This is a genomic window from Photobacterium sp. WH77 (assembly GCF_022014395.1).
GTDB classification, from domain to species: Bacteria; Pseudomonadota; Gammaproteobacteria; order Enterobacterales; family Vibrionaceae; genus Photobacterium; species Photobacterium arenosum.
Window position 1 is genome coordinate 31318 of the sequence record NZ_JAKLTE010000018.1, and the last position, 26703, is coordinate 58020.

The following is a 26703-nucleotide window of genomic DNA, read 5'->3' on the forward strand; positions in this document are numbered from 1 at the left end:
TTAATCAGTAATTACCGGCAAATTTCAAGCGAAGTGTACGCCTGACAGTTAAAAACACAAGAGATTGCCAAGATAAATTTTAGTCATCAGATTTCAAAAAAGCGCTTTAATTTCCTGACGTTGCTACTTCACCGCCAGAAACACCGGGGTCAATATACTGTTTATACAAATCCAGGAATTCTAATACGACTTCTCTTGCCACGTCTGTTTCGCAATTGGTCAAAAAAACCATACCTGTCTGAGTGATCGGGTTAAAAACCATTTCTGTTCTTATCCCTTTGACCCAGCCACCGTGATGAACAAAGCCGGTAATCCCCTGATAGTCAAATGTTCGCCACCCTAAACCGTAATACACATTACTCAGCTTCGCCCGGTACCGATACTGATTAGCCCTTATCAATGGCTTATGTAACAAAGTGAGGTTGTCTTCACTGAGGACTTCAGGATATTGGCCAAACTGAGCCAGCATCCACTGCGCAAGATCCTGTGCGCTGGCATTGACACCAGCCGCCGCTGGTACGCCATAATAGTAAGGAGCAGGTTTAACTGCCGCATAGCCTGACTTGGTTCTGACATGCGGGACAACCCTGTCATCGGCATTCAGAAAGCGCTCCAGGCCAAAGGTTGCACTGTGCATATGAAGCGGAATAAAAATATGCTCTGTCACAAACTGGCTGTATTCCATGCCAGATGCCAGTGAAATCATGTCAGCACTCAGGTTATAAACAATGTTCTGGTAGCCGTAACATTCACCGGGATCGCAAACAAACTTTACCCGGTTTAATATCGAAAGAATCCGCTGATAACTCACATCATTTTCAAGCAGATCAGAGTACGCCTGAGGCACCAGACCTGTGGTATGCGACAAGACATTTCGCAACGTGACGACTTTACCTAAATCCGGATCGCTGAATTTAACATCTTCAAGATACGGGATAACATGTGTATCCCATTCAATCAAACCACGGTCAACCAGCAGCGCCGTTGCGGCTGAAGCAAAAGTTTTAGAAATGGATGCCAGAGGAAACACAGTGGCAGAATCTATTTTTTTAGCGCCCCCCACCTTCGTGACACCGTAACCACGTAATAAGCGGATCTCACCATTGACGAGTACAGCCAGTGACGCGCCAGGGATTGAGCTTGTCACGGCTTGATTCACAAATTTATCCAGCGCAAAAACAATTTCATCACCAGGGGCTGCACATGCACCCCGAATGCCTAAGATGAAAATACAGCACCACAACCAGGTTCGACAGCACACAACCCCACCTGACACCCTCTCCCCTGCACAAGCAGGTAATAGGGTAGGTATAATCTAAGAAGTTAAAAACAGGTATCAATCGCACACTATTCACTTCTTTTTCCTGCGACAATCTATAATCACAGGTATGACGAAAGGGCTGTTACCATCAGCCAGATTAACTGTCACTGAGCAATCGACACCAGAAGCTGTAGCCATGAAGTTAGCTGTACTCAAGACGTATCTTCACATCGCAACAAGGTGATCAATATCACACTTTGATGGTAAAGTATGATTTGACGCACACTTTACAGTGACGGCATCAATTTGATTTATAATAATGAACACTCATCCGATGAGTTATTTGAGATCAAGGGCACATTTTAATCCTGCTGCTGCTAAGCCAGGATTCAATATGCCGCCTCAATCATACTAAGAAAAAACGATAAAGGTTGGTAAGCATGAAAGTGGTCGACTTTCTCAAACAGAAAAGTGAAATCTTGGCCAAGCACCCATTTGAGCTGAAAGACTGGCTGTCGCCGTCAATTCGTGACTATTGGATTGAATTCCTGAACAAGGCACATGTCACAGGTTGGGCTAAAGCTGAGAATATTGCCTCAAATGGCGAATCTGTACAGAAAACGGCAGCTATCGAGATCCATCCTGAAGCCGCCAAACTAATGGAAGAACTGCTCGCATCGCTGGGTGAAGAGATTCACGTGGGTAACTGGCTGACTGTCGATCAGGATCGTATTAACCGATTTGCCGATGTCACGGATGATCATCAGTGGATCCACACGGATCCGGAACGCGCTGAGCTTGAGTCACCTTTTAAAATAACAATTGCGCACGGATTTCTTACGCTGTCGCTGCTCTCTGTACTGACAGATAGTGTCGATCCCAACAACCAGAAATTTCCTACCGCAAAAATGACCGTTAATTACGGTTTAAATCAGGTACGTTTCCCCTACCCGGTTAAAGAAGGTAGCCGGGTGCGAGCCCGTACAAAAATCCAGTCTGTCACGCCTATAAAACGTGGATTGGAAATTGTGCAGGAAATTTCCGTAGAAATCGAAGGATGCCGCCGCCCTGGCTGCGTAGCAGAATCAGTCGTTCGGCTGTATTTCTGATCGATATCTCTTGCCTTACCGCTCAAACTTTCACTCAGTTTGAGCGGTAAGGCACAAGACCGCCGTTTTGCCTTTCAGTTGCCAACGCCAGACAGTGACAAGGCCGCAATGCGGACAGTAACCCCCTGCTTACATTGACACATGCCTATTTCGTATATTCCCTTAATATCAGGGGCTTTTTGTTGTCCAAGATCCCAACCTTAAACTCTATCAGTTTAATTCACGTGCTATTTCCAGTTTGATGTTCGTCAGTTTGTTTGGCTATTCACGTATGAATGGCATCCCATATTGGGACTGATTTTTAGGGAGAGTCACTATGATTAAATCCAACCCGTTTACTGATACTGACAGAGATCGCGCTGCTATCTGGGATATGCTTGTCACGCGTGACATCAAAGCTTACTGCGAGGCAGACTGGTCACAAGTGGCCGAAGACTTCACTGAAGATGAGTTTTATGCCATCAATGCCAACAAGTCAGATAACCCGGCAGCGTGGACTTTCGCTTTTTCCTCTCTGGCAGACTACCAGGAAGAGTGGCTGCGTCAGGCAAGGCTCGCGCAGGAAACTGTGTACAGCGAACCGTTAGAGCTGGCGGTTCATGCTGCAACCAGCTTGAATGAAATTACCATAGAGAATGGACGAGCGATTGCCCGTAAACAATTTTGCGGCAGCATCCAGCGTGCTGATGGCGGTGCTGATGAACTGCTATGGCAGTCACTCTACTACCTTAAACGCACAGATACAGGCTGGAAAATCTGTGGCTTTACCGGTTACCTGCCGTATTCCGCATAATTTATTCCCCAGCGCTTTAGCTGCCCGCTGCGAAGCGGGTAGCTTCTCAGTTAAATACCGATAATAAAATGCAGGCAAATAAAGGAAATAGTCCCGATAAAAAGAAGGTAAAGCCAAAATGGTAGTTTGCTTTAATGTCTCTTTGCTTACCTGCTTCTATCTCATGATCCGACAACATTGATGCCGCTTTGATAGCAGCTCGATCACCATCAAAAGATTGGCTCTCTTTGCCACCATTCCAGACAATGCCAGCCAGTGCCCATTGAAGTGCGAACATATAAAACAGAACATCACCACTAACACTGAATGGCTGCTCGAAAAATTTATGGCCAACCCATACCGCACCAGCTGCCAGTAAATTACTCAGCAATACGTATTTCAGAAAATTCAGCATCTTCTCATTAAATTATGCGACATAAAAAACGGTTTATTTCGTGCGAGCCCACTTTAATGACTTTGTATTAATATGCAAGTACACACATTTGAGTTGGACTGAATTTCAGATGCTCAGCAACAAAAAACGACGCAATGCGCCGTTTCATCTCTGCGGTCATTGCTTGAACTTAACTTTCCATATCACGCAATTGATTCAGATACTTAATCCAGCTTTGTGAAGCCTTTGACGATTGTAAATTATCTGCTTTCTTCGCATGCACAATCGCCTGTTCAAGGTTTTGTAATTTGTAATAGGCGCGCACTTTAGCCAGCTCAATATCCGCTTGCTTACCTTTGATCTGTAATTTATCCAGTTCATTGAGCGCAAGTTGATAGTGGCCTTCCTGTAATAAAAGCGTCGAAAGCTGCCAGCGATACTGCGCATCTAACTCAACGGCTTTTCGCCACGTTTCTATCGCCTGCTCCCACTCTTTCGCCATTTGCCAGTAGGTTGCCTGAGAAATCAATAAATCAAGATTACTGTCACTGTTATCCAGTGATGCAAAAATGCGAGCAGCTTTCTCAGGAATCCCCTCCTGGGCGTAAAGCTGGCCCAGAGTTTTCAGATCCTGCTGAGATAAGGCGACTCCCTGGCGCTTTGCCAACGCTAACGTTTCAATCGCCTGTTTTCTTCTCTCCAACCGCATTTCAATGCCCGCCAGTTGTCGCCACCACACGACTTTTTGCGGCTCCAGTGTAATAAGGCTATTTAAGGTTGGGAGCGCTGACTTATACTGCTGGAGCTGTAACTGAGCACCCAACTTTAGTGATAAAGGTTGCACTTCTTTTTGTTTATGAACACGCTCATACTGCTGAATAGCTGACAGCACCGAACGCCATTCTTCAAGCTGATAATTGGCCTGGGCGATTCTCAGCCAGAGATCATCGGCTTTTTCAGTTGCGGGAATCGACTTACTGAGTTGATAGTAATAGTTGAGTGCTTTTTGATATTGCGCCTGGGATAACAATATATCGGCCAGCATACGTTGTGTGGATCTCAGATACTCGTCATCAAGCTGCCCGCTTTCAATGGCCTGATCCAACCGCTGAATAGATAAAGCCGGCTTGCCGTCCTGCCAGTAATACACACCCAGCATACGGTTAACAAACGCTTTATCATAGGCACGGGAAATATCCATCTCCCTGAGCAAGACAATGGCTGCACTGACCTTGTCTTCCAATTGAAGCTTCTGTGCCTGCTGCACTTTGCCGGCGGTATACTGAGACAGTTGTGCCGACAGCGCGACAGGCGCAAACAAGATCGCCACTATAAAAGCTAATGTTTTCATCACTTACTCAGATTAAATTCCACTTTTACTTGCTGACCATGCTGGGATAGCGCTTTACCACCTTCAATCTTTGGTTGGTATTTCCAATTCTTTAAAGCACGTATCGCTTCACGGTCAAATACACGATTAGGCTGCGCGTCAACAATCTTGATATCTGTTGGCCTGCCTTGCGGGTCAATCGTAAACGACAGCACCACATACCCTTCAATGCTTCTTTTTAAAGCCCGGGCAGGATATTTGGGCTCAACGCGATAGAGCGGCATGGCCTGCTGATCCCGTCCCACATCTGAAACGGCCGGCAAGCTGATTGCCAGGCCTTTCACGGAAGCATCCATAGCAATTGATGGCATAGTAGGTGAAACCAAAGGCGTCACGGCGCTTGCCTGGGCACTTTTCGGTATGGCCTGCGGTGGCGGCTCAGGTGTTTCCGGTTTCTCAGGTACTGTGCGTTGCCGACGCTGCGCTTCACGCTCCTGCTCAACCATCACCATGTTAAACGCCAGCGATTCTTTTGCTTCCGGCAACTGACGGTTACCGTCATCAACCATCCAGGCCATAAAAGTAAACAAGCCACCCGTAATCAGCAGTGCTAACGGAGCAGCTACTATGAGCCTGAACATCAGCGCTTCTCCGCCGCCAAGGCAATATTTTTGACTCCGGCGCCTTTGGCTGCATCCATGACTTTTACCACAGTACCACTGTAGGCGTGCTCATCAGCCTGAATAACCAGAGAGGCATCAGGCTGATCGAGCAGCAAGGTTTCCAGTGTTGCCTGTACGCGTTCAACATCCACAACACGCTTATCGATATACACATCGTTTGCCGAAGTAATCGCCACAAAGATGCCGGCATCTTTCTGACTGACCACATTGCTGGCTTGGGGACGATTCACTTCAACGCCGGACTCACGAACAAAAGAGCTGGTCACGATGAAAAAAATCAACATGATAAACACGATATCCAACATAGAAGTCAGATCAATCTGGGCTTCTTCCCGAGCGACGGATGGGCGACTTAACCTCATCGTTGACTCCTCATCAATTTTTCTAGTTTTTGCTCTCGCATCTTGCACGCTTTTGCAAGACGGGCATGAATAAACATGCCTGCCAGTGCGGCAACCATACCCGCCATTGTTGGCAATGTAGCGAGCGATATACCCGAAGCCATCAGTTTTGGCTGGCTGCTGCCTTGGTTGGCCATGACATCAAAGACTGAGATCATTCCGGTCACTGTTCCCAGCAGTCCCAGCATCGGACAAATAGCCACCAGGACTTTAATCACATTCAGATTCTGAGATAAGGCAAGATGCGCTTCACTGAGCCAGCCGGATCGTATGGCATGAGCATACCAGGAGGTTTGATCTTCTCTGGCGTACCACATTGCCAGCCACCGCTGCTTTTGCTTGGGATAAGTGAACACCAGATACAGCAGACGCTCAGCGACCAGCAACCAGGAGAACAACACCACAACGGCAAGCCACCACAGTATTTGTCCTCCCTGTTGCATGAACTGCTGCAGGGAGATCCACCAGGTTTCGGCAAATTCGCTACTGAACAGTGTCACATCCATTACGCAGTGCTTCCTGTTTTCTCAGCTTCTGCTGCGACAAGACTGATCCCCTGCTTCTCAAGAATGCTTCGGATCGCATCTGCCTGCGCACTCAGCAGATTATGTGCAAGCAGTAAAGGCATTGCTGATACCAGGCCCAATACGGTTGTCACCAGTGCCATGGATATCCCTCCCGCCATCACTTTAGGATCGCCATTACCAAACTGAGTAATCACCTGGAAGGTTTCAATCATACCGGTGACTGTTCCCAGCAGGCCCAGCATAGGTGCCAGCGCCGCGAGAAGTTTCAGCATGGATAAACCACGTTCCAGCCCCTGCTGTTCATCGACAATGGTTTCCAGTAGTCGCAATTCCAAGGCTTCAACAGAGCGTTTTTGATCGGTGTCGTAAACACTCAGAACACGACCAAGTGGATTGTTGCCCGGGTTTTCTGGTTTCTTCAGCTGGGCATTAATTTGCTGGCGGATCCAGATCAACTTGCAGCCACGGTACAGAGCGATGATGATGCCGATCGCCAACAGTCCAAGAATAATTTTACCCACCACCCCGCCCTGGGAGAGGCGTTCTGTCAGGGAGGGGGCATGCGCCAACTGCTCCAGCATTTTGCCGCGAGACGGGTCAACAACAGCCATTTGCAAACCTGCTTGCTGTAACGACGCTATCTGACTAGCTACCGGGCCATTTTCTGGCTGCTTCAAATACGGTGTCGCCACTTGGCGAATGCCATTCCAGGCCAGATAACCCTGTTCACCAATCAAACCAATGCTGCCAAGACGGTAAGCATCCACAGTGGATTGATACCCTTCTCCATTGATATAAGAGACAGAGACTTTGCGCATTTCCGAGCTGGCCAAGATTTGCTCGTTCATTCCCTGCCACAGCCCGTTCAGCTGCTTAAGCGAAGGCAGTGCCTTAGCGTCAACGATATCGTTTACAACAGCGGTATACTGATGACGATCAGCGCTGGTGACTGACGTTTCCAGCTCCGCTTGCAAGTCTTTGGCCGTCTGGCGAACCACGCCAAACAATTCGCCCAAACTGCCAGACTCAAGCCTTAACTCTTCTTCCAGTTGAGCCAGCGATTTTTCATTTGTACTAAAAGTGCTGCTCAGGTTATCAATCTCTGTATTCAGCGATTCACGCGTTGCCAACAGCGCATCTTTTTGTGCACGTATTTCTGCTTCTGTTTGCTTAAACCCAGCTTCGCGGGTTTGATTGTGGGCTTGCTCGGATTTTTGTTCCTGCCGGGTCTTTTCCACCAGGCCATCAACAGCCAGTACGGAAGTCGACACTGAAAACAGGGTAAGCGCGAGTGCTAACGTTTTAAGTTTCATATCAGTTAGCCTCCAGATTGACAGATACAGGAAGAGAGATCAGACCGGGAGCGATTTGTTTCGACGCCATTGCAAAGGCTTTATCCAACTCAGTACCAGCCTGAGGCTCTAATGATTGCCATTGATGAGCACCGTCATTCCAGGCCCAGTAGCGCTGACCGTCGAGGCTACGCGCCACAAAAGCCACACGCCCGAGATACAGCAGATCGGCTTCAATATTTTCCGTGGTACTCAGGGCCAATTTACCCTGATAGACACCGAGTTTAGTACCGTAGTCCATTTCAATCTGGTAAGCCTCCAAAATACGACGATACTTTTCGGCATCACTGATATCGGCCTGAGCCATCATGAACTCCAGTTTGGCAATCCGTGCCAACCGTTGATCACGTTTGATAGGTTTGTCATCTTCAACCACAGATTTCAGACCATCTATCATCTTATACATCAATGGCACTACACCCTGGCGAGTTTCTTTAATGCCTGAAATCTGTTCACTTAAGCTGCTTTTTTCTGATTCCTGACTATCAACCAAGCGAGCCAGATGATCCCGATAGACAAGGAGGTTTTTCACTTCTTCCTGAAGGGCTTCAATTTCAGCCTTCATTGAAAGCGTTGCATCTGCACTTTTATCAATCTTATTCTGGCTTTGTTCGGCAGACTGATTGATTTTGCTCTCAATATTGCGGGCCGCATCGAGTGTACTGGCCCCCGCATTTATGCTCAGGCCGAGTGCAATCACGGCCAGACTGGATTTCATCATGTTCATCTTGGAGCAGTTACCTTAAGTATCTGTTCAAAAAGCAAGCCATTGAGCCAACTTCCCATAACTAGTCAATTACGCATTAAGCTGAGTGACTGGTCACACATCTTAGTTGAAAACAAATCTCATTTAAACTATAAAATCCGGAAATTTTGCTTCCGCTAAGCCCATAGCAGCACGGATCAGATCAAGCCGAATCATGCATTAAAGACAATCCGAATCGAAGACAGTGACCTGAAGAAACGAGGAAGATATAATGCGCCGGATTATCAGTTATTCGGAAAGTAAAGTGTCCAATCTCTCCATTGAATCGATTCAACAACAACTGTCTGACTTAGGCTTCCGCCCGGAAGGGATCAGAATCGTGACGGTTTCAGCAATGACCTCAGAGTTATTAGAAACTTGCACAACCCAAGAAAACGAATGTTTTTATAACTCTTACATGAATGTCATTTATGGTAAGGGAGAGCGCTACGTGCTTGGATTTCGCTGTGAAGATCCAATCGTTGATCATGCGATCATTCGCTCAGGGGATCTGTATTTCGACCCAACGTTACAGGCAAACGGCAACTTCACTTCCTATCAGTTTGCGATACTCACTGAGTTCACTGTCTTCGACATGATGAACCATGCAAAGTCTAATAAAGACTTTCCGCCAGATGTTGACTATCTCTTCAGTAAAGCAAGCAAGTTCAAAAACGTTATCGCTGCCAAATAGTATAACGGGTTGGCCTGCTCTGGTGCCTTTCCCTCTTCAGTGAATATTCAGTAAAACTTTGAGCTAATGCTCAAAGTTTTATTATTCACCTGACTTTTTAACGTTAATCCATGAGATTTTGTGCGTTGTGTGGCATAAATGTGCTTTGTGGCTCAGTTTATCTGCATCTGCGTATAGGCTAGTTTTTAGATATTTATCAACTGTTAACGATTAATAGGAAGGAATAAAGCATGAAGCCTTTGGTTTACAGTCTGATCGGTTTGTCCCTGGCTGGATGTAGCAAGGGCGTACTGGTATCTATTCCTGAAAACTTACAATCTAGCGAATTGCCGGATACCGGTTTCTTAGTGGGTAGCATTGGCGCATCAACTATCTGGCCGTCTACAGGTGAAAACTTAAAAACAACACTGTATTTTAGTCGAGCCGACACAGAGCAAGATATCACTGTTTCTAACAACAATGATTCCAGTGATTTTCGCAGCCCCACGACGACAAGCTCTTTATTTTCTATCCCCCTGCCGTCAGGAAACTATCTGCTACATACAATTACCTTTATTGGCACTGACGGCCGAAAAACTATCCATACCCAAACCGATAAACGACTGGACTTAACGTTTTCTATCCAGCCAGGTGAAGTCACTTACCTGGGTGAGTTTATTGCCAGCAGTAAAGTGTCCAGAAGTTCACTCTGGAACACTGATTATCCCAACGGAAGGGGTTATCTTACGCATAGCTATGCAATAGAAAGAGACCGTCACTTTTTCTACGAGCGTCACCCTGAACTCTCCGGAAAGCATTTCAACACTGTGACTTTAAAAGTAAGCCATTCTCAACTCTTAAAATTTCAGCCGCAGTCCGGGCCAGAAAGCTAAACCTTACTTGTAACCTCTTTCCTTTTTAAACAATTATTACCTTTAAATACAATAGGTTACTTGCAGCCCTTTACTCATATTCAGGACAAAAAATTACCACAAAAAAACCACATTGAATGCTTGACATTGTCCAAGACGATACAGGTTCTGGGGTCCGGCCATTTCCCACAGAGTTATGCACAGCTTTTGTGGATAACGATTCGAGATTTAAACATCAAGCGTTTACAGTGTGTACTTTCAAAGCAAACTGGTACAAAAAGGCCAGACGTCGTGTCTGGCCTTCGTGTTCATTATCCGCAATTGGGTTTATTCAATTGCTGAGCATTCTGCATCTTCAATGCTCAAATTCGAGTTCAGACCAAATTGATCAAGATACTGCACTGCTGTTGGGTAGAAACCGGCATTGATTGCATCTTCAATACTGCTTAAATCAATTTTATATGTTTTCAGGCCAATCTCTGTAAGCTCAGTGGGAAGGCAACTGGATGTATCGCCTTCTTTAAAGCAAACTCCCGATGTTTCCGGAATTTTTGCGCAGCCTGAATCAGTCACAGATCCAACAGCATTGACCAGATCATCACGAGTGCCAAAAGGTGCATTCGCAGGTAAATCTACATTGAGATCTTGCAGTTCTGCCCATGTGTGGTAACCATCAGGTACACCGGTCAGGTTGGTCGTGCTGGCACTATGAATCGTAAAGACTTCGACCTTGCCCTCTACCAAATTTTCAATTGTTTCTTCATCACAGCCAGCCAGGGCCAGTAATGAGCATAAAAGTACTGCTGCTCTTGTCATTTTATTATCCTTTGTCGTATCAGGTTGTTGCCGGGAGAGTATCTTCTACAGATGAGCGGAAATCCACTTCTAATCGCGAAACTGATAGCTGGCTGCCATTTTTACAAGGCGATTGATTTGTTACCTGAATGGATTTAAATGTTACCTGTAAGTTGTCGCTTTTATTAACCGCATCTTGCTAGTACCATAGTGAAATGGCTGTGTAATACATTTCGCCAAACGTCAGAGTCGTTATATATCTCCGAATATCATGATGATTTTGCCGAAAGTTTGTACCATTTTATGTGCCAGCATGATTACTCTGTTGAATGAATCTCTTATCAGTTTGATACAAGCGAGTAATATTTTATGGCGCGCAATAACCACTCATCACACTGATATTTCAACTGCCAGAAATGCCCTGCCGAAACAGTCAATAGCTCCCGCTCCGCTTGAAATAAAATCTCCATCACGAATGGCTGTTTAATTTATGTACAAAAAGTATGCTTTATTAGGCATTGCTGCCAGTTTTACTATCTTTTTTTGAATTAACCACTATTGATATTTTTATCTGTCAGATCTTATGGTTAGGCTAGAAATTGTTTATTTCGCTCATCAAAAAAAGGAACCTAAGATGATAAAAACGTCAGTATTAGCACTTGCATTGTCAGCTGTATTTGCTGCACCTGCGATGGCTATTCCTGCTGCAGACCTGGACCAGCTTGGCCAGGGATTGGATGTGACTTACACCGTTTTGGATAACACTCAGGATGACTGGGTCACTTTCCGCGCTAAAATCGATTTCACAAACCAGAGCAGTAAAACATTACCAGCGACAGGTTGGTCAATTTACTTCAGCCATATCCGTATGGTTGAAAGTGTCTTAACCGACCAGGTGAAAATCAGCCATGTCAATGGTGATATGTTTAAGATCGAGCCAACCGCAAACTTTGTGCCTCTGGCGCCTGGACAATCGCTTGCCATTGAGTTTGACGCTGCAAACTGGCAGGTAGCAAAAACTGACGTTATGCCGAACTGGTATTTTGTGTCTGAAGATCAGGGACAGAACATCACATCACTGATCACCAGCACCAGTAACCGTGTTAATGGTCTGGTACCCACCAAGCCATCAGAAGAACTCCCATTCGTGGCTGATTTTTCAACGCCACAGCAATGGAAACGTTATGGAAGTGCTGCCATAACCGACTTTTACGATCCTTTTACCGCACAAGACAGATACCAGCGTAATGCTGATCTCAATGTCATCAACAATGCCAGCGGCGTTATTCCTACTCCAGCCGAACTGACGCTTGGCATCGGTGATGTCACACTGGATTCGACCTGGGTTATCGTCTACGGCAATGGATATGAAGATCAGGCCATGTTCCTGGCCAGTCAGTTAGGTGTAACTGCAGTACCCTGGTCGCCCACGACGCAAAAACGTATCAATATGGGCTGGAGCCAGATCAACATCAATGGCGTGCAAAAATGGGAAGAGGCTTACAGCCTTAACGTCGACGCCGCGAACGAGATCATCACCATAGGGGCGGCGGATACAGCAGGTGCATTGTATGCTTCCCAGTCTTTATTGCAGTTAGTCGACGGTAATAAAGTCCCTGAGGTGCAGATTACTGATGCGCCTCGTTTTGCTTACCGTGGTTTTTCCGTTGATGCCGTCCGAAATTTCCGTACTAAAGATGCGATTATCCAGTTGCTCGATCAAATGGCCGCATTCAAACTGAACAAACTCCATCTGCGTCTGGCTGACGACGAAGGCTGGCGCATAGAAATTGCTGGCCTGCCTGAACTGACAGATGTTGGCGCAACACGCTGCCATGATCCGGAAGAGAAAGCCTGTATTTTACCTTTCCTGGGTGCCGGTCCGGATGGTTCACCTGAATCCAACGGCTATTACACTGCCACGGACTATCAGGACATTCTTAGCCATGCCGCAGCCCTGAATATTGAAGTCGTGCCTGAGATCGACATTCCCGGCCATGCACACGCCGCAATCAAGGCGATGGAAGCCCGCTATGATCACTACGCGGCTCAGGGGAACATGGCAGAAGCGAACAAATACCTCCTGACCGACTTTAACGATACCACTCAGTATCTGTCGGTTCAGATGTTCACAGACAACGCCATCAATGTGTGTATGGAATCGTCTTATAACTTTGTTGATGCAGTGGTTAGCGGCCTCGTCAGCCTGCATCAGGGAGTTCAGCCACTCAAAACGTTCCACTTCGGCGGTGACGAGATTGCAGGAGCATGGATTAACTCCCCGGCCTGTCAGGATTTCATTGCCAATAATACTGATGGAGTCAACAGCGTATCGGATCTGAGCCGTTACTTTGTCGAACGTATTTCTGTGATAACTGCCAACTATGGTCTGGATATGGCTGGCTGGGAAGACGGGCTGATGCACGATGGTCAGGTTTACCCTCGCTCACAAATGGCAAACAACCAGCTTTGGGGTAACGCATGGCAGAATATCTGGGAATGGGGTGTCGCGGATCGCGCATATAATCTGGCCAATAACGACTATAAGGTCGTCTATAACCATGCAACACACCTGTACTTTGACCACCCGTATGAGCCCGATCCAAACGAGCGCGGCTACTACTGGGCACCACGTTTTACCGACACTCGTAAAACCTTTGGTTTCATGCCTGACGACGTCTTCGCCAATGCTGACTTCACTCGCGCCGGTGCACCAATCACCAAAGCAGAAGTGGTTGCTTCTGCGGGTGTGAAAAAGCTGCTCAAGCCTGAGAATGTTCTGGGCCTTCAGGGATCGCTCTGGGCCGAAACAGTCCGTACCGAAGACCAGTTTGAAGGAATGATCTTCCCTCGCGTGCTGGGTTTGGCTGAACGCGCATGGCACACTGCGACATGGGAAGCTAATGACAACGCAGGCATTGCACTGGATGAAACCGGACGCAACGCCGATTACAACCATTTCGCCAACCTGCTGGGTCAGAAAGTGCTGCCTAAACTGGAGCAAGCTGGTATCGCGTTTAACCTGCCGGTTCCAGGCGGTGTTATTGAGAATGGTGTACTTCAAGCTAATTCGACTTTCCCGGGTCTGACTATTGAGTACTCTACAGATCAAGGCACGAGCTGGCAGTCGTACGACCATCTCAACCCACCCGCTGTCGCGGCAGGTGTCCAGCTGAGAACCGTTTCAGGTCAGCGAACCAGCCGGGTAACAACGGTTAACTAAGGCCATACAACCGACACACAGAGCTCCTTCGGGAGCTCTGTTTCATTTTAATGCTGACGATCTGGCTCTAATCTTATTCTGACCATACCGCCAGTTCATTACCGCTTGGTTCAGTGAAGTGAAAACGCCTGCCGCCCGGAAAAGAAAAAACAGGTTTCACAATCACCCCACCCGCAGCGATCACAGCCTGTTCGGTGGCTTCTAAATTATCGCTGTAAATAACAATCAGCGCGGCACCTTTCTCAACCTGAGAAGACAATGGCGCGGCATAAAATCCCCCATCCAGCCCCTGTTCTGAAAATGCGGCGTATTCATCACCATAATCCATGAATGACCAGCCAAAAACGCGCTCAAAAAATGCCTTTGTATTGGGTATATGACTGGCTGGAAATTCAACATAGTTGATTTGATGGTGCTTTTTCACTGGCTTTGCTCCTTTATAGCTGATTTCAATATACATAATCTACAACGAAATCTTAGCTGAGTTTGCATCGGTCAACTCGCTTGTCATCAAATTGGTGTAATTCTTTTGCTTTCTGAGAAACAACAAGGTTAGAATGACCAGCGCGAAAAAGTGCTTAAATGTATAGCTTCAGCACATCGCATCAGATTTAGAGATACGTTAGTCGGGGAGCCGTAAGGCTGAGACCACACTGTGGGACCCGTTGAACCTGATCCAGTTAATACTGGCGTAGGGAACTAGCAGAATTGCCTGTCACCTTCTCATCCTGACCAGGATGCTCGCGAAGTGAAATCCGGCGACTGTTCGTCACCCCTGCGTAATCAAGCGAAGATTTTGATAGCAAGGGATGCCGATGAACACGTCCACAATAACCAAACTTTCTCAGTCAGATAATCCTGCACGTACTCCAATTACACTGACCATTGCCGGTTCAGACAGCGGTGGCGGAGCGGGCATTCAGGCAGACATTAAAGCGATTTCAGCAACAGGTGGCTATGCCTGTTCCGTCATTACTGCGCTGACGGCGCAAAATACACTGGGTGTATCCGGCATCTTTCCTGTCAGTCCAGCGTTCGTTGAACAGCAATTGGATGCCGTTTTCAGTGATCTCGACATCCGGGCCGTCAAAATAGGTATGCTGAGCGATGCTGGCATCATTCGGGCAGTCGCAAACAAACTTCGCCAGTACCAGCCTGAATTTATCGTTCTGGATCCTGTCATGGTGGCCACCAGCGGGGATCTTTTACTGGAAGAAGACGCTATCAGCACACTGAAAAATGAACTGATACCTTTAGCCACTCTGATAACCCCCAACCTCCCAGAAGCCGTCACACTCACCCGATCGACAGGCCGGCATATCAACACATCAGCCCTGCAGCATACCGATAAAGAACTGCTTATCGAGCAGCTCAAAACCATCAGCAGCAATGCTGTATTGCTGAAAGGCGGACACTGGGAACAGGACTCATTCAGTACCGATTATTTGATCACAACCAGTGACACCGTCACTATCTCAGCCAAGCGCATCGCGACCCGAAACACCCATGGAACAGGGTGCACTTTATCCGCCGCTATCGCCTCCTACCTCGCACAAGGCTGCCCCCTCTCTGAAGCCGTCCATAAAGGTAAAGAGTACCTAACCCAAGCACTGTGCCATGCCGATCAGCTCAGCATTGGTCAGGGACATGGGCCAGTCCATCACTTCTACGCACTTCATCCGTCAAGGAATAAATGATGAATACAGCGAAGCCCTCACCTGACACTCAGCCTCATTGCCTGGGTGTCAGGGTAAAACAGCTGACATTGTCTTTTTCAGGTCAAACTGCCCCTTTATTCAGTCAGCTGGATTTAACACTTCAGGCCGGAGAATGGCATTGTATTCTTGGGCGGAGTGGCTGCGGTAAAACCACACTACTGCGGCTTCTCGCCGATCTGTTACCTCAAGATGTGGCATGGCAGGGCGAACTCTTCACATCGGATGCCCGGAGTATGAGTGATCGCGTCGCCTATATGGCGCAACAGGATCTGCTGCTGCCCTGGTTAAATGTACTCGATAATGTCTGCTTCAGTTTCAGGCTTAAACAAGGTAAAGCCAGTGAAGCCGTGCAGGAGCGTGCAATCCAGCTTCTCCAGCAGGTCGGGTTAGGTGAAAAGCTGCACGCCCGTCCATCACAACTGTCAGGGGGAATGCGACAACGCGTCGCGCTTGTACGCACCTTAATTCAGGACAAGCCACTGGTTCTAATGGATGAGCCGTTTTCCGCCCTGGACGCCGTGACAAGATATAAACTCCAGGATCTCGCCGCTGAGTTGCTGGCTCAGCGTACTGTGCTGCTTATTACCCATGACCCTCAGGAAGCACTAAGGCTGGGTCATCACCTCTTTTTAATGCAAGGCAAACCGGGCCGGTTAACGCGCTTGTCCGTTCCCGAAGGCACACCGCCGAGAGCAATCAATGCAGAGTTGGCTGTAAAACAACAGGCCATTATCGAGCAACTTTCCGGTCTGGGTGAGCGCTATGTCTAAAGAACTCGCAGAGAAACCTGCTGTAGCAATGATGAATATCCGCCCCTTTTTTCATCATTCCCTGAGCCGTCTGGCAATCAGCTCTGTGTTTCTGATCGGTTTCTGGCAAGGTATTGTCAGCCTGTTTCAGCTTCCCGGCTTTATTCTTCCTGAACCGCTCGCCGTATTTCGCAAATTAATTCAGCGCCATGATGTTCTGCTCAGCCATGCCAGTGTCACTATCAGCGAAATTATCCTGGGGTTAGCTTTCGGGCTTGGCATTGGTCTTGTCTGCGCGCTATTGATGCTTCTTTTTAATCCGGTTAAACGCTGGCTGTTACCTCTGCTGATCGCCAGTCAGGCCATTCCCGTTTTTGCTATCGCCCCTATTCTTATGCTCTGGCTGGGCTATGGCATTGCATCCAAAGTGGTGATGGCGGCCATTATTATTTTCTTTCCGGTTACAACTTGTTGTTACGACGGCTTGCGACACACACCTCAGGGCTACTTAGATCTCGCGAAAACAATGAATGCCACAACATGGCAAATGTTGTGGCATATCAGGCTGCCGGCGGCTCTGCCTGCCCTGGCATCGGGTATACGGGTTGCCGTGGTGGTTGCCCCCATTGGCGCTGTTGTCGGTGAATGGGTTGGCACCAGCGAAGGACTCGGCTACCTGATGCTGCAAGCCAACGCCCGCATGATGATTGATGAAATGTTTGCCGCCTTGCTGATTTTAGCCGGGCTCTCTGTGTCGCTGTATTTTGCGACAGATTACCTGCTTAAACGCGCTATCCCCTGGCTGCCAGAGAATGGCCAGTCACAATAAATTTCGCATTAGATAAGGAAAAAATTAATGACCAACTTACCTGCCCGAAGTGCAATTGCGCTCGCCATTGCCAGTTTTGCCAGCCAGGCTCAGGCAAAAGAAATGACCTTAATGCTGGACTGGTTTGTCAACCCGAATCACGGCCCTATCATTATTGCGCAAAAAAACGGTTTGTTTGAAGAGCAAGGTTTAAACATTAAGATTCAGGAACCCGCAGACCCTTCCATGCCGGCCAAACTGGTCGCAGCAGGAAAAGTGGATTTGGCGATATCTTACCAAACCAGCCTGACGATTGATGTGGCTGCAGGGCTGCCGCTAATCAGAGCGTCAACGTTAATCGCAACGCCGCTGAACACTTTGATGGTACTTGATAATAACAAGATCAATACCATGGCTGATTTGAAAGGGAAAACGATTGGTATCGCCATTGCCGGTAATGAAGAGGCAACCGTCGGCACTATGCTGAAAACAGCAGGCGTCAACTTCACTGACGTTAAAATCGTTAACGTCGGATGGGCACTTTCCTCATCGCTCGCCTCCGGTAAAGTTGACGCTATATGGGGCGGATTACGCAATTTTGAATCTAACCAGCTGGCACTGGAAGGATATAAAGCCAAATCTTTCTTCCCGGAAGAACATGGTGTACCTCCCTACGACGAACTGGTGGTGGTTGCCAATAAAAACCAGTACAACGCAGAAGATCTGAAAAAGTTTAATCTCGCCATAGAGAAAGCCACACAATATCTCATCAACCACCCTGATAAAGCCTGGAAAACTTTCATTTCCTATTCTCCTGACACACTGAATAACGAGTTAAACAAACTGGCCTGGCGCGATACGTTACCTCGCTTTGCTCTCCGCCCTGCTGCCGTGGATCAGGAGCGCTACAACCAGTTCTCCGCGTTTATGTATAAACACAAAATTATCGACAATGCACCGGCAGCAAAAGACTTTGTGCCCGCCTTTTGATTCAGCCTTTACCCGGACTTATTGACAGGGATGGAATAACAGATGAAATATCAAGATTTAATTCAAGCCTGCCAGGATGACTGGCAAGCATACACTCACCACCACTTCGTGGCACAACTGGCACAAGGGTCGTTAGATTCGGCGGCCTATTTACATTATTTGAAACAGGACTTCCTGTTCCTGAAACATTATGCCCGTGCTTATGCCCTTGCCATTTATAAAGCAACGACACTGGAAGAAATGCGCCGTCCTCTGCCCAGTTTACAGGCGCTTATCGGCAGTGAAATGCATCACCATGTGACCTATTGCCAGCAGTGGGGGTTAACTGAGTCTGACATGGAAGCCGAGGCTGAAGATGTAGGAACAGTGGCCTACACACGGTATGTATTAGACACAGGTATGGCCGGTGATCTTACTGATTTATTTACTGCGCTGGCCCCGTGCGCGATCGGCTATGCCATGATTGGCGAAAGGCTGATACAAGATCCAGACACCCGTATTCAGGACAACCCATATGCCAGCTGGATTCAGTTATATGGTGGCGATAGCTTCCAGCAAGATGTGCAAACCAGTATCCGGCACCTGAACAACCTGCTTGAGCCAGTACCACTGTCAAGTCCTCGAGGCCAACAACTCATCAACATTTTCCGAACGGCCACCCGGATGGAAATTGCTTTCTGGCAACAAGGTCTGGACGCCGTCTAACTCAGTTTGTGGAAGGGATTGGTATCGATCCCTTTTTCATGCACTCGTGTGAAGGATATTCGGTTTCACGACAATTTCTCTTTTAAATTCAGATTACAAGACGGCTGGATTCACAGATCTGGCCTATCTTGTATACATGCTTTGTTTCCGTGAACACACTATTTGCAGGGCAGCAGCATGGCAGCAGAAAGTAAGCAAGTCGCAGTCATCGGACTAGGCCGGTTTGGTATGGCGCTTTGCTATGAACTCAATCAGCAAGGTGCTGAAGTTCTGGCTATCGACATTAATGAAGATCTCGTGCGTAAAGCCGCTGATCATGTCACTCAAGCTATCGTCGCCGATTGCTCTAATGAAGATACAGTTTCTGAGCTCAAACTGGATGATTACGATATCGCTATGGTGGCGATTGGAGATAACGTTAACGCCAGTATTCTGACGACTCTGATTTTGAAAGAATCTGGCGTTAAGCTGGTTTGGGTCAAAGCGAAAGACAGGTATCACGCAAAAATTCTGCATAAGATTGGCGCAGACCGTGTCGTTATGCCGGAAACAGAAATGGGGCAACGCATTGCCCGTATAATGCTTGATACCCGTATTTTCCATTACCTCGAACTGGGCAGCGGACTGGCCATTGCCGAAGTTGTGGTGCTAACCACTATGATGGGGCATCCGCTTTCTTCCCACCCCTGCTGCCAGGGACAACACACTCACCTTTTGGCATTAAAACGAGGACCAGAACTTCGCCCTCAGCCTGAGAAAGACACCAGAATGGAAATCGGCGATATTCTGATCATCGCTGGTCCTGAATCAGAACTCAGCGAATTGTTTAAGCGCATATGAAGGGCTTTGCTGGCAAAGGCGGGATATTTCACCTTAAAACACCGCATAAGCAATCACCCTGGTCTGAACCTAGAATAATTATTGTCAGCTTTCTTTCAATCCTGCTGCCTGCCTCGGTATTGCTGACATTACCCCTCTTTTCTCAGACAGGATTAAGTTTTGTCGATGCGCTGTTTACCGCAACGTCAGCCATCAGTGTCACAGGGTTAGGCGTTGTCGATACCGGTACGCATTTCACGCACAGTGGAAAAGTGCTGCTGATGATTCTGATGCAGATCGGGGGACTGGGACAGATGACCTTGTCAGCCGTGTTGCTTTACCTGTTCGGCGCGCGACTCAGTCTCAAACAGCAAGCTGTCACTAAAGGCGCTTTAGGACAAGAAAGCTCGATCAATATTCGTCGTCTGGTCATCCTCATCATACTTTTTACGTTAGTTGCTGAAACGGTAGGAACCCTCATTCTGGCTATCAGATGGGTGCCTGAATTTGGTTGGTCCGAAGGGCTTTTTACTGCTGTATTTCATGCCATTTCTGCGTTTAACAATGCCGGCTTTTCACTGTTTCCTGACAGCATGACAAGGTATCAGAACGATACCCTGCTTCTGATGACTGTCTCTCTGCTGTTTATCTGTGGTGGCCTGGGTTTCACTGTGGTTGCTGACTTGTTCAGGTGGTCAAAAACACGACATCACAAACTGCGTTTGCATTCTAAACTCATGCTGGTTGCGACCCCGACTCTGCTTTTGTCCGGTACAATGTTGTTCTGGCTACTTGAAAAGAATAATCCCGCCACACTGGGTCACTTACCAACCGGTTTGCAGTGGATGAATGCATTCTTCCAGTCAGCAACCGCCAGAACAGCCGGATTTAACTCTGTGGACATCTCGCACTTTTCGCAACCAGCACTTTTGGTCATGATGGCCTTGATGTTGATTGGCGCCGGGTCGACATCAACAGGCGGGGGGATCAAAGTATCCACTTTCGTTGTGGCTATAGTGGCGACAATCACCTTTCTGCGTCAGCAGAACAATGTTGTGCTATTTAAACGAACAATTGCCTGGAGCACAGTACTCAAATGCCTGGCAATTATTGTTGTCAGCGGCTTAATACTCATACTTGCCATGTTTTTACTAATGCTGACTGAGAAGGCTTCCTTTGATCGGGTAATGTTTGAAACAATTTCTGCTTTCTCAACCGCGGGGTTAAGCGCAGGATTAAGCGGATCACTGTCGGAACCGGGAAAGGTCATTATGGTTGTTGTGATGATAACTGGCCGTATCGGTCCGCTTACGCTGGCTTATCTGCTTGCAAGACCGACGACAACACAACTGAAATACCCGGAAGATAACGTCTATGCGGGTTAATGGTATTTGTTACCTGCCTGATTCTGCAATGTCAGCAGACCAAGCAGCACACTGACGCCGTTATCAACCAGCTCATACTGACGGGCTTTCCCCAATACACGGATACCCTGCATTTGCATCACCAGAAAATGGCTGAATTGCTTCGCATCTGTGTTCATGCTCCATTCGCCCTGTTCCTGCGCGTTTTGAATGGCAGTCTGAAACCGCCCGGCTAGTGTGTTAAACAAGACTCCGCCCGTTGCCAGTACAGTCTCATCGCAGTGCGCGCGTTCCAGTAAAGCATTTTGCAGAAAGCAACCGCAAGTCTGCTCGCGCTGCAATGACGCAAATCGCTTCAGATAAGCCACAATATCCTCATACCCTGCATTTTCATGCAGCAGTTTATGAAGTGGAGGAAATGACACTTTCTTCAGGTAATATTCTAATGCTTCACTGAATAAACTCGCTTTATCTGTATAAGTGTTGTAGAGACTGAACCGGTTAATTCCCAGACACTCAACCAGATCCGATACGGATGTATCCGCATAGCCTTTCAGCCAAAAAAGCTCCATGGCCTGAATAAGCTTCTCTTCTCTATCAAAATTTTTGGTCCTAGCCATCTTCTTATCTCTCAGGGTGCTATTTTTGTACTGTCACACTTGACGTAAAGCACTTCAATAACTTAGATTCTATTCTAACTGATCATTCCGTTAAAGGAAAAACCATGAAAATCTATGAACTAGCCCCATCCCCAAGTGCTCGCCGTGTCAGTATTTTCCTTGCGGAAATGGGCATTGACGTTGAACGGATTTCAATTGATATTCGCGGCGGTGAAAACTTATCGGACGCTTTTCAGGCTAAGAGCCAGAATGGACTGATACCTGTTCTTGAACTCGATGACGGCACCACGATTAGCGAGTCTATCGCCATTTGCCGGTACTTCGATGAGACTCATCCCAGCGAACGCTCCTTGTTTGGCAATACCCCGCTGGAAAAAGCGCAAGTGGAAATGTGGCAAAGAATCGTGGAATTGAAGGGCTTGTTTGTTGCCCTGCAAGCTTTCAGAAATATTACCGGCGTCTACAAGGACAGAGAGAGCTGTGTGGAATCATGGGGAGAGGTATCACGTCAGCGGTTAATCGCATTTCTGCCTGTACTGGATAAACGGCTGTCTGAGTCGGCGTTTGTTGCCGGAGAGAGATTTTCCATTGCCGACATTACGGCATTCGTTATGTGTCACTTCATGGAAAAATTACATATTACCGTGGATGGTTCCCTACCGCACATACAGGCCTGGTTGCAGGCAGTGAGCCAGCGGCCTTCTGTGAGCCAGCAATAAGAGACGGTTATCATTGGGCTTTCTGCCGCCAGCACAACTAACGTACAAGTCAGCATCACTTGGAAAGAGTTGAAATCGACGTATGAGAACGTACCTGTTCTTATGCCGAGCAATGAGTGGCGAAGTGCCACTCATTGCTCGTCAGCAGGTTCATTCCCCGCGCTGCCACCACTGCGGTACTATTGTACAGTTGGCTGTTTCACTCGACAGCCAGCAGAGCTCACCTTCGATGGTTAGCTGGAGCTGCATGGTTCGTTCTACCATGCCTTCCAGGCATTCGAGTACGTCATCTTCAATGAAAACCACGGATACATTTTTTAATTGGGCCGCCTTGGATTTCATCGACTGCCACCAGACAGGGGCAGCGTTATCACCATAAGCGTAAATCACAACCTGATCTGCTTTCTGCGAGGCACGGCGAAGCCTTTTTTCATCAGGCAACCCGAGTTCGAGCCAAAGCTCAATGCCGTCATGCAGGTTTTTTACCCATAGATCGGGTTCATCTGTGTCACATAAGCCTTTTGTAAAAACCAACGCCTCATCGGCATGTAAACCCCACGCCACTAAACGCAGCATTAAGCGTTGCAACGTTTCTGAAGGATGGCAGGCCAGCGTATGCGAACCGTCGAGATAACGACCCCGATCGAGATCGGCGACATTGATATGTGCTTTGTAAATGGTGGCTTTCAGAGCCATATTTGGGCTTCTCAGTAAAAATCAAAATGAAATATTCAGTATCGCAATGCTGCAAAGCGTTGATTCATCGCTTCAAGGGCATTGGCAACCTGTTGACATTCCAATGTTACACGTTCATCAGAGAATTCACTAAACCCATTTACATAATATTCTTGCGAATTGGCCAGTTTCGATTGCCAGGCAATCAAATCGACTTTAGGTAGTTGCTTTTTCACTACTAATCGCCCGGCCTGAATATATTCTAAGGCAAGGCGGGAATATTCAATGTATTGATGATTAACCTGCGTTCGCGTTTGTTCCATGCTCCGAGTGCATGCTTGCAACACTGCGTCTTTTAACATAAAAGTCGTGTACAAATTGATTAAACGTTGTGCATTTTCGCTCAGTGGCTGGCCAGGTACCGGATGTGCGGTAATGCCCGCCGCATAGGAAGGAACAGTAATGGTTGCCGTCAGCAGGCTGACGCCCAGCAATCTATGATAAATCCATGATGATTTCACGAAAATCCCCTACTTCTACGCAATGACAATAATCTCGGCACGCTCTTTTAATCAGAGCGCACCAACAAAGTAGTCGGGGAATAGCTCAGCAATGGCGATTTTTTCAGCAGCCAGCGCCTCTTTCGTCGATTTAGGCAATTGCTTTATTTTATATTCAAGCTGCATCGCATTACGTTTATCCCCAACCCGTGAGTACCAGGCAAGTGTCAAGGGGCCTTTTCCTTTAAGGAAACGCGCCCCTTTCTTACCGGATTGGTGTTCGGAGTAACGACGGAAAACATCCGTCGTTACTCCACAATATAGGCGATTACAGCGTGTACGTATTAAATAGACAGACCAGATTGGTGCAGGATCACGCTTATTCACATAACTCTCTGATTTTATCTTTCAGTGCTGATACTTCTTCTCTCAATGCGACAACTTCGCTCTCCAGCAGCGCTAGCCTGTCTTCTACAACATCACTGCATGAACTGTCCGACACATGATCAACGCTGTCTGCGACATCGGAAGAGACACCCACAAAGTCATCACCACTAAACAGGTGCATGTATCGGCTATCGCGCTTCCCGGCTTCACGTGGCAACCTGTGTACAAAAGGCCCTTTACCACCTTCAGCCAGCGCAGTAAGCACATTCTCAGCTTCCTTCACATCAGCAAAGTGGCATAAGCGATTAGTGCGGGTGCGAATTTCTCCTGCCGTCTGCGGACCTCTCAACAGCAACACACAGATAATGCCCTTTTCTTGTTCAGAGAACTGCAGTGTGCTGAATTCAGTATTGCAAAATCGGTGCTGGTATTTAGCCACACGGCTGCCAAACCCTGTTATTTCCTGAATTAAACGCTTTGATTTCAGACTCTCAAGCGTGTCCATGACCACTGCTTCATCAAGCGACATGACAGGGTCACGATTGCTTTTTTGATTGCAGGCAGTCGTAAGCGCATTCAGGGTTAATGGATACTGATCCGGTGTTGTGACTTCTTTTTCCAGCAGACAGCCAATCACTCGGGCTTCAATGTGGGTAAGAGACATATCCATACTTTTTATCCTTTCTTCTTATCAATATCTGGCAACTATGCCGACAGGCATGATGTGAAGAGAGATTAGCATGGTCAAATAATCCGACAAGCGGAAACGTCGCCATCAGGTCAGATGGTGACCAGAGTCAATGTGTTAGCCGTTGCATGATCAGGTAAATTCAGCGGCAATGTAACAATTTCGGCCTTGCTCTTTTGCCTGATAAAGAACTTTATCAACAATTTGATAAACATATTCAGGTGACTCCAGCCCGGTTGGCGTCCAGGAAGCCATACCCTGGCTGACTGTGATTATCTTTGCTGTCGGGGAATACTGATGCGGAATTTCCAAACTTTCTATACATTGTTTCAGCCGTTCGCATTCTTTCACTGCCCGAGACTGCTCACAATGACTCAATAAAACAACAAACTCTTCACCGCCATAACGGGCAACCAGCTCACCTGCCCGGCTAAAGTTGTCTTTAAGCTCTTTCGCAACTAACTGCAGACAGCGATCGCCTTCTAAATGCCCATAGTGGTCGTTATAAGATTTGAAGTGATCGACATCGATCATAATCATGGTCAGCGCTTGATTATTTCGGCCATGCAGCGCAATAAATTCGGCCAGTTTCTGATCGAGGTACCGGCGATTAGCAATCTTAGTCAGCCCGTCTTCATTAACTTGTTCAGACAGTTTTTCATTTGCCAGCCTGAGTTGTTCAGACGCTGATTTCAACTGATGCCGCATATTCGCAATACGTTGCATCGCTTTGAGTTTCGAGACCAGTACGGTTTTATCGACTGGCTTCACCAAGTAATCATCTCCCCCCATGTCAATGGCTTTTGCAATCATTTCAGGTTCTTCATGACCACTCAAAAAAATAATCGGCACCCATTCGGTATGCTGAATACGAAGCTGCCTGACAACCTCCACCCCATCCATATCGGGCATGCTGATATCCATCAGTACCAGATCAGGTTCAAAAGCAGGATAGCGCGCAATCGCTTCGACACCAGACCCAACGGCTTCCACGCTATGGCCAAGTCGTTGCAAACGTATTGCCAATTGCAGGCGCTCAACCTGAACATCATCCACCAGCAATATCCGCATTGCGTCCATCAGGTTATCCTATTGAATTTATTTAGCATTGGCTTTATCCATTTATAGCACACAGAGTTGGCTGCGTGATTTATCATTACTCAACACCGGTCACAACCTCTCAATTTACTTCCGCATCTGTGCTTGCCAGTTTTGGCCTTAACATCACATTGTAAATACCTTGGTCAGTATCTCTACATCCAACAGGAAAAAGTCATCTATATTGACTTTTGGTGCCATGTCATTAGGATTCGCTTCCTTTACTTTTTACATGCTTAGGAATTTGTATGTCTGAGATTGAAAAACAAGACCTGGATCAGGTTGAAAACACAGAATATACACTGGACGATTGTTCACCTGAACTGCGCCAGGTTGTTGAATTCGAAAAAGTGCCTGACGAACTGCTCAACATGCTGATCAATGTGTATAAAGTCTCAGAGACGACATCACGTGAAGCGTGGGATGAGCTGCCTGGCAGCGCGCAAAATATTTTAGACAACTTTGAACAATTTCATGCACTTGTTGCATTAAGCCAAAGCTATGCCGGTGTTGATTTTCTGACCGAAATGCAAGAAACACAGTTGCCGGATCACATGAGCGAAGAAGAGCAAAGTGAATACAAAGCAGTACTTCTTGATAAAGTGCTGCGCAATTGTGTTAAAGACCTGTGCAAGCAATTAAAACAGGCTCGCCGTCATCCGCCAATGAAGAAAGAGTTCCAAGCTATTTTCAATCAGTAACATTCAGGGAGCATCATGCTCCCTG

At 47.2% G+C, this 26703-nt stretch carries 29 protein-coding genes, 1 pseudogene and 1 riboswitch; of the genes and pseudogenes, 14 read left to right on the forward strand and 16 right to left on the reverse strand.

The annotated features are described in order from the left end of the window. Positions 1 to 106: 106 nt before the first annotated feature. The gene (locus L6J37_RS16360) at positions 107 to 1159 is read right to left on the reverse strand and encodes a serine hydrolase domain-containing protein (protein ID WP_237795923.1); all 1053 of its coding nucleotides are present in this window, start codon (positions 1157 to 1159) and stop codon (positions 107 to 109) included. A 542-nt stretch (positions 1160 to 1701) separates the two neighbouring features. Here L6J37_RS16360 and L6J37_RS16365 point away from each other — a divergent pair. Next, on the forward strand, positions 1702 to 2370 hold the full coding sequence (locus L6J37_RS16365) for a MaoC family dehydratase (protein ID WP_237795924.1): 669 nt from the start codon (positions 1702 to 1704) through the stop codon (positions 2368 to 2370). 316 nt (positions 2371 to 2686) lie between these two features. Further along, positions 2687 to 3163, forward strand: a complete 477-nt coding sequence (locus tag L6J37_RS16370) for a hypothetical protein (protein WP_237795925.1) — start codon at positions 2687 to 2689, stop codon at positions 3161 to 3163. A 46-nt stretch (positions 3164 to 3209) separates the two neighbouring features. Here the strand turns inward: L6J37_RS16370 and L6J37_RS16375 are convergent, their stop codons facing one another. The 7 genes from L6J37_RS16375 to L6J37_RS16405 form a co-directional block, all read right to left on the reverse strand. Beyond that, entirely contained in the window at positions 3210 to 3557 is a 348-nt protein-coding gene (locus tag L6J37_RS16375; protein WP_192013883.1) for a hypothetical protein, read from the reverse strand. Positions 3558 to 3726: 169 nt separating this feature from the next. Then, positions 3727 to 4887, reverse strand: coding sequence for a tetratricopeptide repeat protein (locus tag L6J37_RS16380; protein WP_237795926.1), 1161 nt, complete (start codon positions 4885 to 4887; stop codon positions 3727 to 3729). Beyond that, positions 4887 to 5507, reverse strand: coding sequence for an energy transducer TonB (locus L6J37_RS16385; RefSeq protein ID WP_218385476.1), 621 nt, complete (start codon positions 5505 to 5507; stop codon positions 4887 to 4889). Before L6J37_RS16385 ends, L6J37_RS16380 begins: the two co-directional genes overlap by 1 nt. After that, positions 5507 to 5911, reverse strand: coding sequence for an ExbD/TolR family protein (locus tag L6J37_RS16390; protein WP_027251132.1), 405 nt, complete (start codon positions 5909 to 5911; stop codon positions 5507 to 5509). Before L6J37_RS16390 ends, L6J37_RS16385 begins: the two co-directional genes overlap by 1 nt. Further along, positions 5908 to 6456, reverse strand: coding sequence for a MotA/TolQ/ExbB proton channel family protein (locus tag L6J37_RS16395; RefSeq protein WP_192013889.1), 549 nt, complete (start codon positions 6454 to 6456; stop codon positions 5908 to 5910). The genes L6J37_RS16390 and L6J37_RS16395 overlap by 4 nt, the downstream gene beginning before the upstream one ends. Continuing rightward, positions 6456 to 7790: a MotA/TolQ/ExbB proton channel family protein gene (locus L6J37_RS16400; RefSeq protein ID WP_192013891.1), complete on the reverse strand. Its 1335-nt coding sequence runs from the start codon at positions 7788 to 7790 to the stop codon at positions 6456 to 6458. Before L6J37_RS16400 ends, L6J37_RS16395 begins: the two co-directional genes overlap by 1 nt. A gap of 1 nt (position 7791) precedes the next feature. Next, complete coding sequence (locus L6J37_RS16405; RefSeq protein ID WP_192013893.1) at positions 7792 to 8556, reverse strand: DUF3450 domain-containing protein; 765 nt, start codon at positions 8554 to 8556, stop codon at positions 7792 to 7794. A gap of 250 nt (positions 8557 to 8806) precedes the next feature. On the opposite strand from L6J37_RS16405, the gene L6J37_RS16410 reads away from it, so the two are divergent. Together L6J37_RS16410 and L6J37_RS16415 are read left to right on the forward strand one after the other, a co-directional pair. After that, entirely contained in the window at positions 8807 to 9268 is a 462-nt protein-coding gene (locus L6J37_RS16410; RefSeq protein ID WP_225444991.1) for a hypothetical protein, read from the forward strand. 230 nt (positions 9269 to 9498) lie between these two features. After that, a complete protein-coding gene (locus L6J37_RS16415; protein ID WP_237795927.1) occupies positions 9499 to 10140 on the forward strand; it encodes a hypothetical protein in 642 nt (213 codons plus the stop codon). A 306-nt stretch (positions 10141 to 10446) separates the two neighbouring features. Here the strand turns inward: L6J37_RS16415 and L6J37_RS16420 are convergent, their stop codons facing one another. Beyond that, entirely contained in the window at positions 10447 to 10935 is a 489-nt protein-coding gene (locus L6J37_RS16420) for a hypothetical protein (RefSeq protein ID WP_192013897.1), read from the reverse strand. 613 nt (positions 10936 to 11548) lie between these two features. Between L6J37_RS16420 and L6J37_RS16425 the strand changes: the two genes are divergently transcribed. Then, positions 11549 to 14137, forward strand: a complete 2589-nt coding sequence (locus L6J37_RS16425; protein ID WP_192013899.1) for a family 20 glycosylhydrolase — start codon at positions 11549 to 11551, stop codon at positions 14135 to 14137. 73 nt (positions 14138 to 14210) lie between these two features. Here L6J37_RS16425 and L6J37_RS16430 read toward each other — a convergent pair whose 3' ends face one another. Further along, positions 14211 to 14561: a VOC family protein gene (locus L6J37_RS16430; protein ID WP_192013901.1), complete on the reverse strand. Its 351-nt coding sequence runs from the start codon at positions 14559 to 14561 to the stop codon at positions 14211 to 14213. Positions 14562 to 14754: 193 nt separating this feature from the next. Continuing rightward, a riboswitch (TPP riboswitch) is annotated at positions 14755 to 14852 on the forward strand. Between the two features lie 100 nt (positions 14853 to 14952). Between L6J37_RS16430 and thiD the strand changes: the two genes are divergently transcribed. The 7 genes and pseudogenes from thiD (at position 14953) to L6J37_RS16465 (ending at position 21311) form a co-directional block, all read left to right on the forward strand. Beyond that, complete coding sequence (gene thiD, locus L6J37_RS16435) at positions 14953 to 15834, forward strand: bifunctional hydroxymethylpyrimidine kinase/phosphomethylpyrimidine kinase (RefSeq protein ID WP_218385487.1); 882 nt, start codon at positions 14953 to 14955, stop codon at positions 15832 to 15834. Continuing rightward, positions 15834 to 16625: an ABC transporter ATP-binding protein gene (locus tag L6J37_RS16440; RefSeq protein WP_192014530.1), complete on the forward strand. Its 792-nt coding sequence runs from the start codon at positions 15834 to 15836 to the stop codon at positions 16623 to 16625. The genes thiD and L6J37_RS16440 overlap by 1 nt, the downstream gene beginning before the upstream one ends. 61 nt (positions 16626 to 16686) lie before the next feature. Continuing rightward, positions 16687 to 17433: pseudogene (locus L6J37_RS16445) on the forward strand (ABC transporter permease); the annotation flags it as partial. A 27-nt stretch (positions 17434 to 17460) separates the two neighbouring features. Further along, positions 17461 to 18402, forward strand: a complete 942-nt coding sequence (locus L6J37_RS16450) for an ABC transporter substrate-binding protein (RefSeq protein WP_192013907.1) — start codon at positions 17461 to 17463, stop codon at positions 18400 to 18402. 42 nt (positions 18403 to 18444) lie between these two features. After that, positions 18445 to 19107 carry a thiaminase II gene (gene tenA / locus L6J37_RS16455; RefSeq protein ID WP_218385491.1) on the forward strand — a complete coding sequence of 221 codons (663 nt, stop codon included), beginning with the start codon at positions 18445 to 18447 and terminating at the stop codon, positions 19105 to 19107. A 177-nt stretch (positions 19108 to 19284) separates the two neighbouring features. Then, a complete protein-coding gene (locus L6J37_RS16460) occupies positions 19285 to 19947 on the forward strand; it encodes a potassium channel family protein (protein ID WP_192013911.1) in 663 nt (220 codons plus the stop codon). Further along, positions 19944 to 21311: a TrkH family potassium uptake protein gene (locus tag L6J37_RS16465; protein WP_192013913.1), complete on the forward strand. Its 1368-nt coding sequence runs from the start codon at positions 19944 to 19946 to the stop codon at positions 21309 to 21311. Before L6J37_RS16460 ends, L6J37_RS16465 begins: the two co-directional genes overlap by 4 nt. Here the strand turns inward: L6J37_RS16465 and L6J37_RS16470 are convergent. Further along, entirely contained in the window at positions 21308 to 21910 is a 603-nt protein-coding gene (locus L6J37_RS16470; RefSeq protein ID WP_237795929.1) for a TetR/AcrR family transcriptional regulator, read from the reverse strand. The two genes, L6J37_RS16465 and L6J37_RS16470, sit on opposite strands and share 4 nt — an antisense overlap. Positions 21911 to 22014: 104 nt before the next feature. On the opposite strand from L6J37_RS16470, the gene L6J37_RS16475 reads away from it, so the two are divergent. Next, complete coding sequence (locus tag L6J37_RS16475; protein ID WP_237795930.1) at positions 22015 to 22629, forward strand: glutathione S-transferase family protein; 615 nt, start codon at positions 22015 to 22017, stop codon at positions 22627 to 22629. A gap of 150 nt (positions 22630 to 22779) precedes the next feature. Here L6J37_RS16475 and L6J37_RS16480 read toward each other — a convergent pair whose 3' ends face one another. From L6J37_RS16480 to L6J37_RS16500, 5 genes are all read right to left on the reverse strand, one after another. Further along, on the reverse strand, positions 22780 to 23325 hold the full coding sequence (locus L6J37_RS16480; RefSeq protein ID WP_218385499.1) for a YaeQ family protein: 546 nt from the start codon (positions 23323 to 23325) through the stop codon (positions 22780 to 22782). Between the two features lie 35 nt (positions 23326 to 23360). Further along, positions 23361 to 23825: a hypothetical protein gene (locus tag L6J37_RS16485; RefSeq protein WP_192013923.1), complete on the reverse strand. Its 465-nt coding sequence runs from the start codon at positions 23823 to 23825 to the stop codon at positions 23361 to 23363. 51 nt (positions 23826 to 23876) lie between these two features. Then, positions 23877 to 24191: a GIY-YIG nuclease family protein gene (locus L6J37_RS16490; RefSeq protein WP_218385502.1), complete on the reverse strand. Its 315-nt coding sequence runs from the start codon at positions 24189 to 24191 to the stop codon at positions 23877 to 23879. Continuing rightward, complete coding sequence (locus L6J37_RS16495) at positions 24184 to 24861, reverse strand: YceH family protein (protein ID WP_237795932.1); 678 nt, start codon at positions 24859 to 24861, stop codon at positions 24184 to 24186. Before L6J37_RS16495 ends, L6J37_RS16490 begins: the two co-directional genes overlap by 8 nt. A gap of 150 nt (positions 24862 to 25011) precedes the next feature. Beyond that, the gene (locus L6J37_RS16500) at positions 25012 to 25959 is read right to left on the reverse strand and encodes a GGDEF domain-containing response regulator (RefSeq protein WP_192013927.1); all 948 of its coding nucleotides are present in this window, start codon (positions 25957 to 25959) and stop codon (positions 25012 to 25014) included. A gap of 266 nt (positions 25960 to 26225) precedes the next feature. Here L6J37_RS16500 and L6J37_RS16505 point away from each other — a divergent pair, with 266 nt between their 5' ends. Then, positions 26226 to 26678, forward strand: a complete 453-nt coding sequence (locus tag L6J37_RS16505) for a DUF3069 domain-containing protein (protein ID WP_192013929.1) — start codon at positions 26226 to 26228, stop codon at positions 26676 to 26678. Positions 26679 to 26703 lie beyond the last annotated feature (25 nt).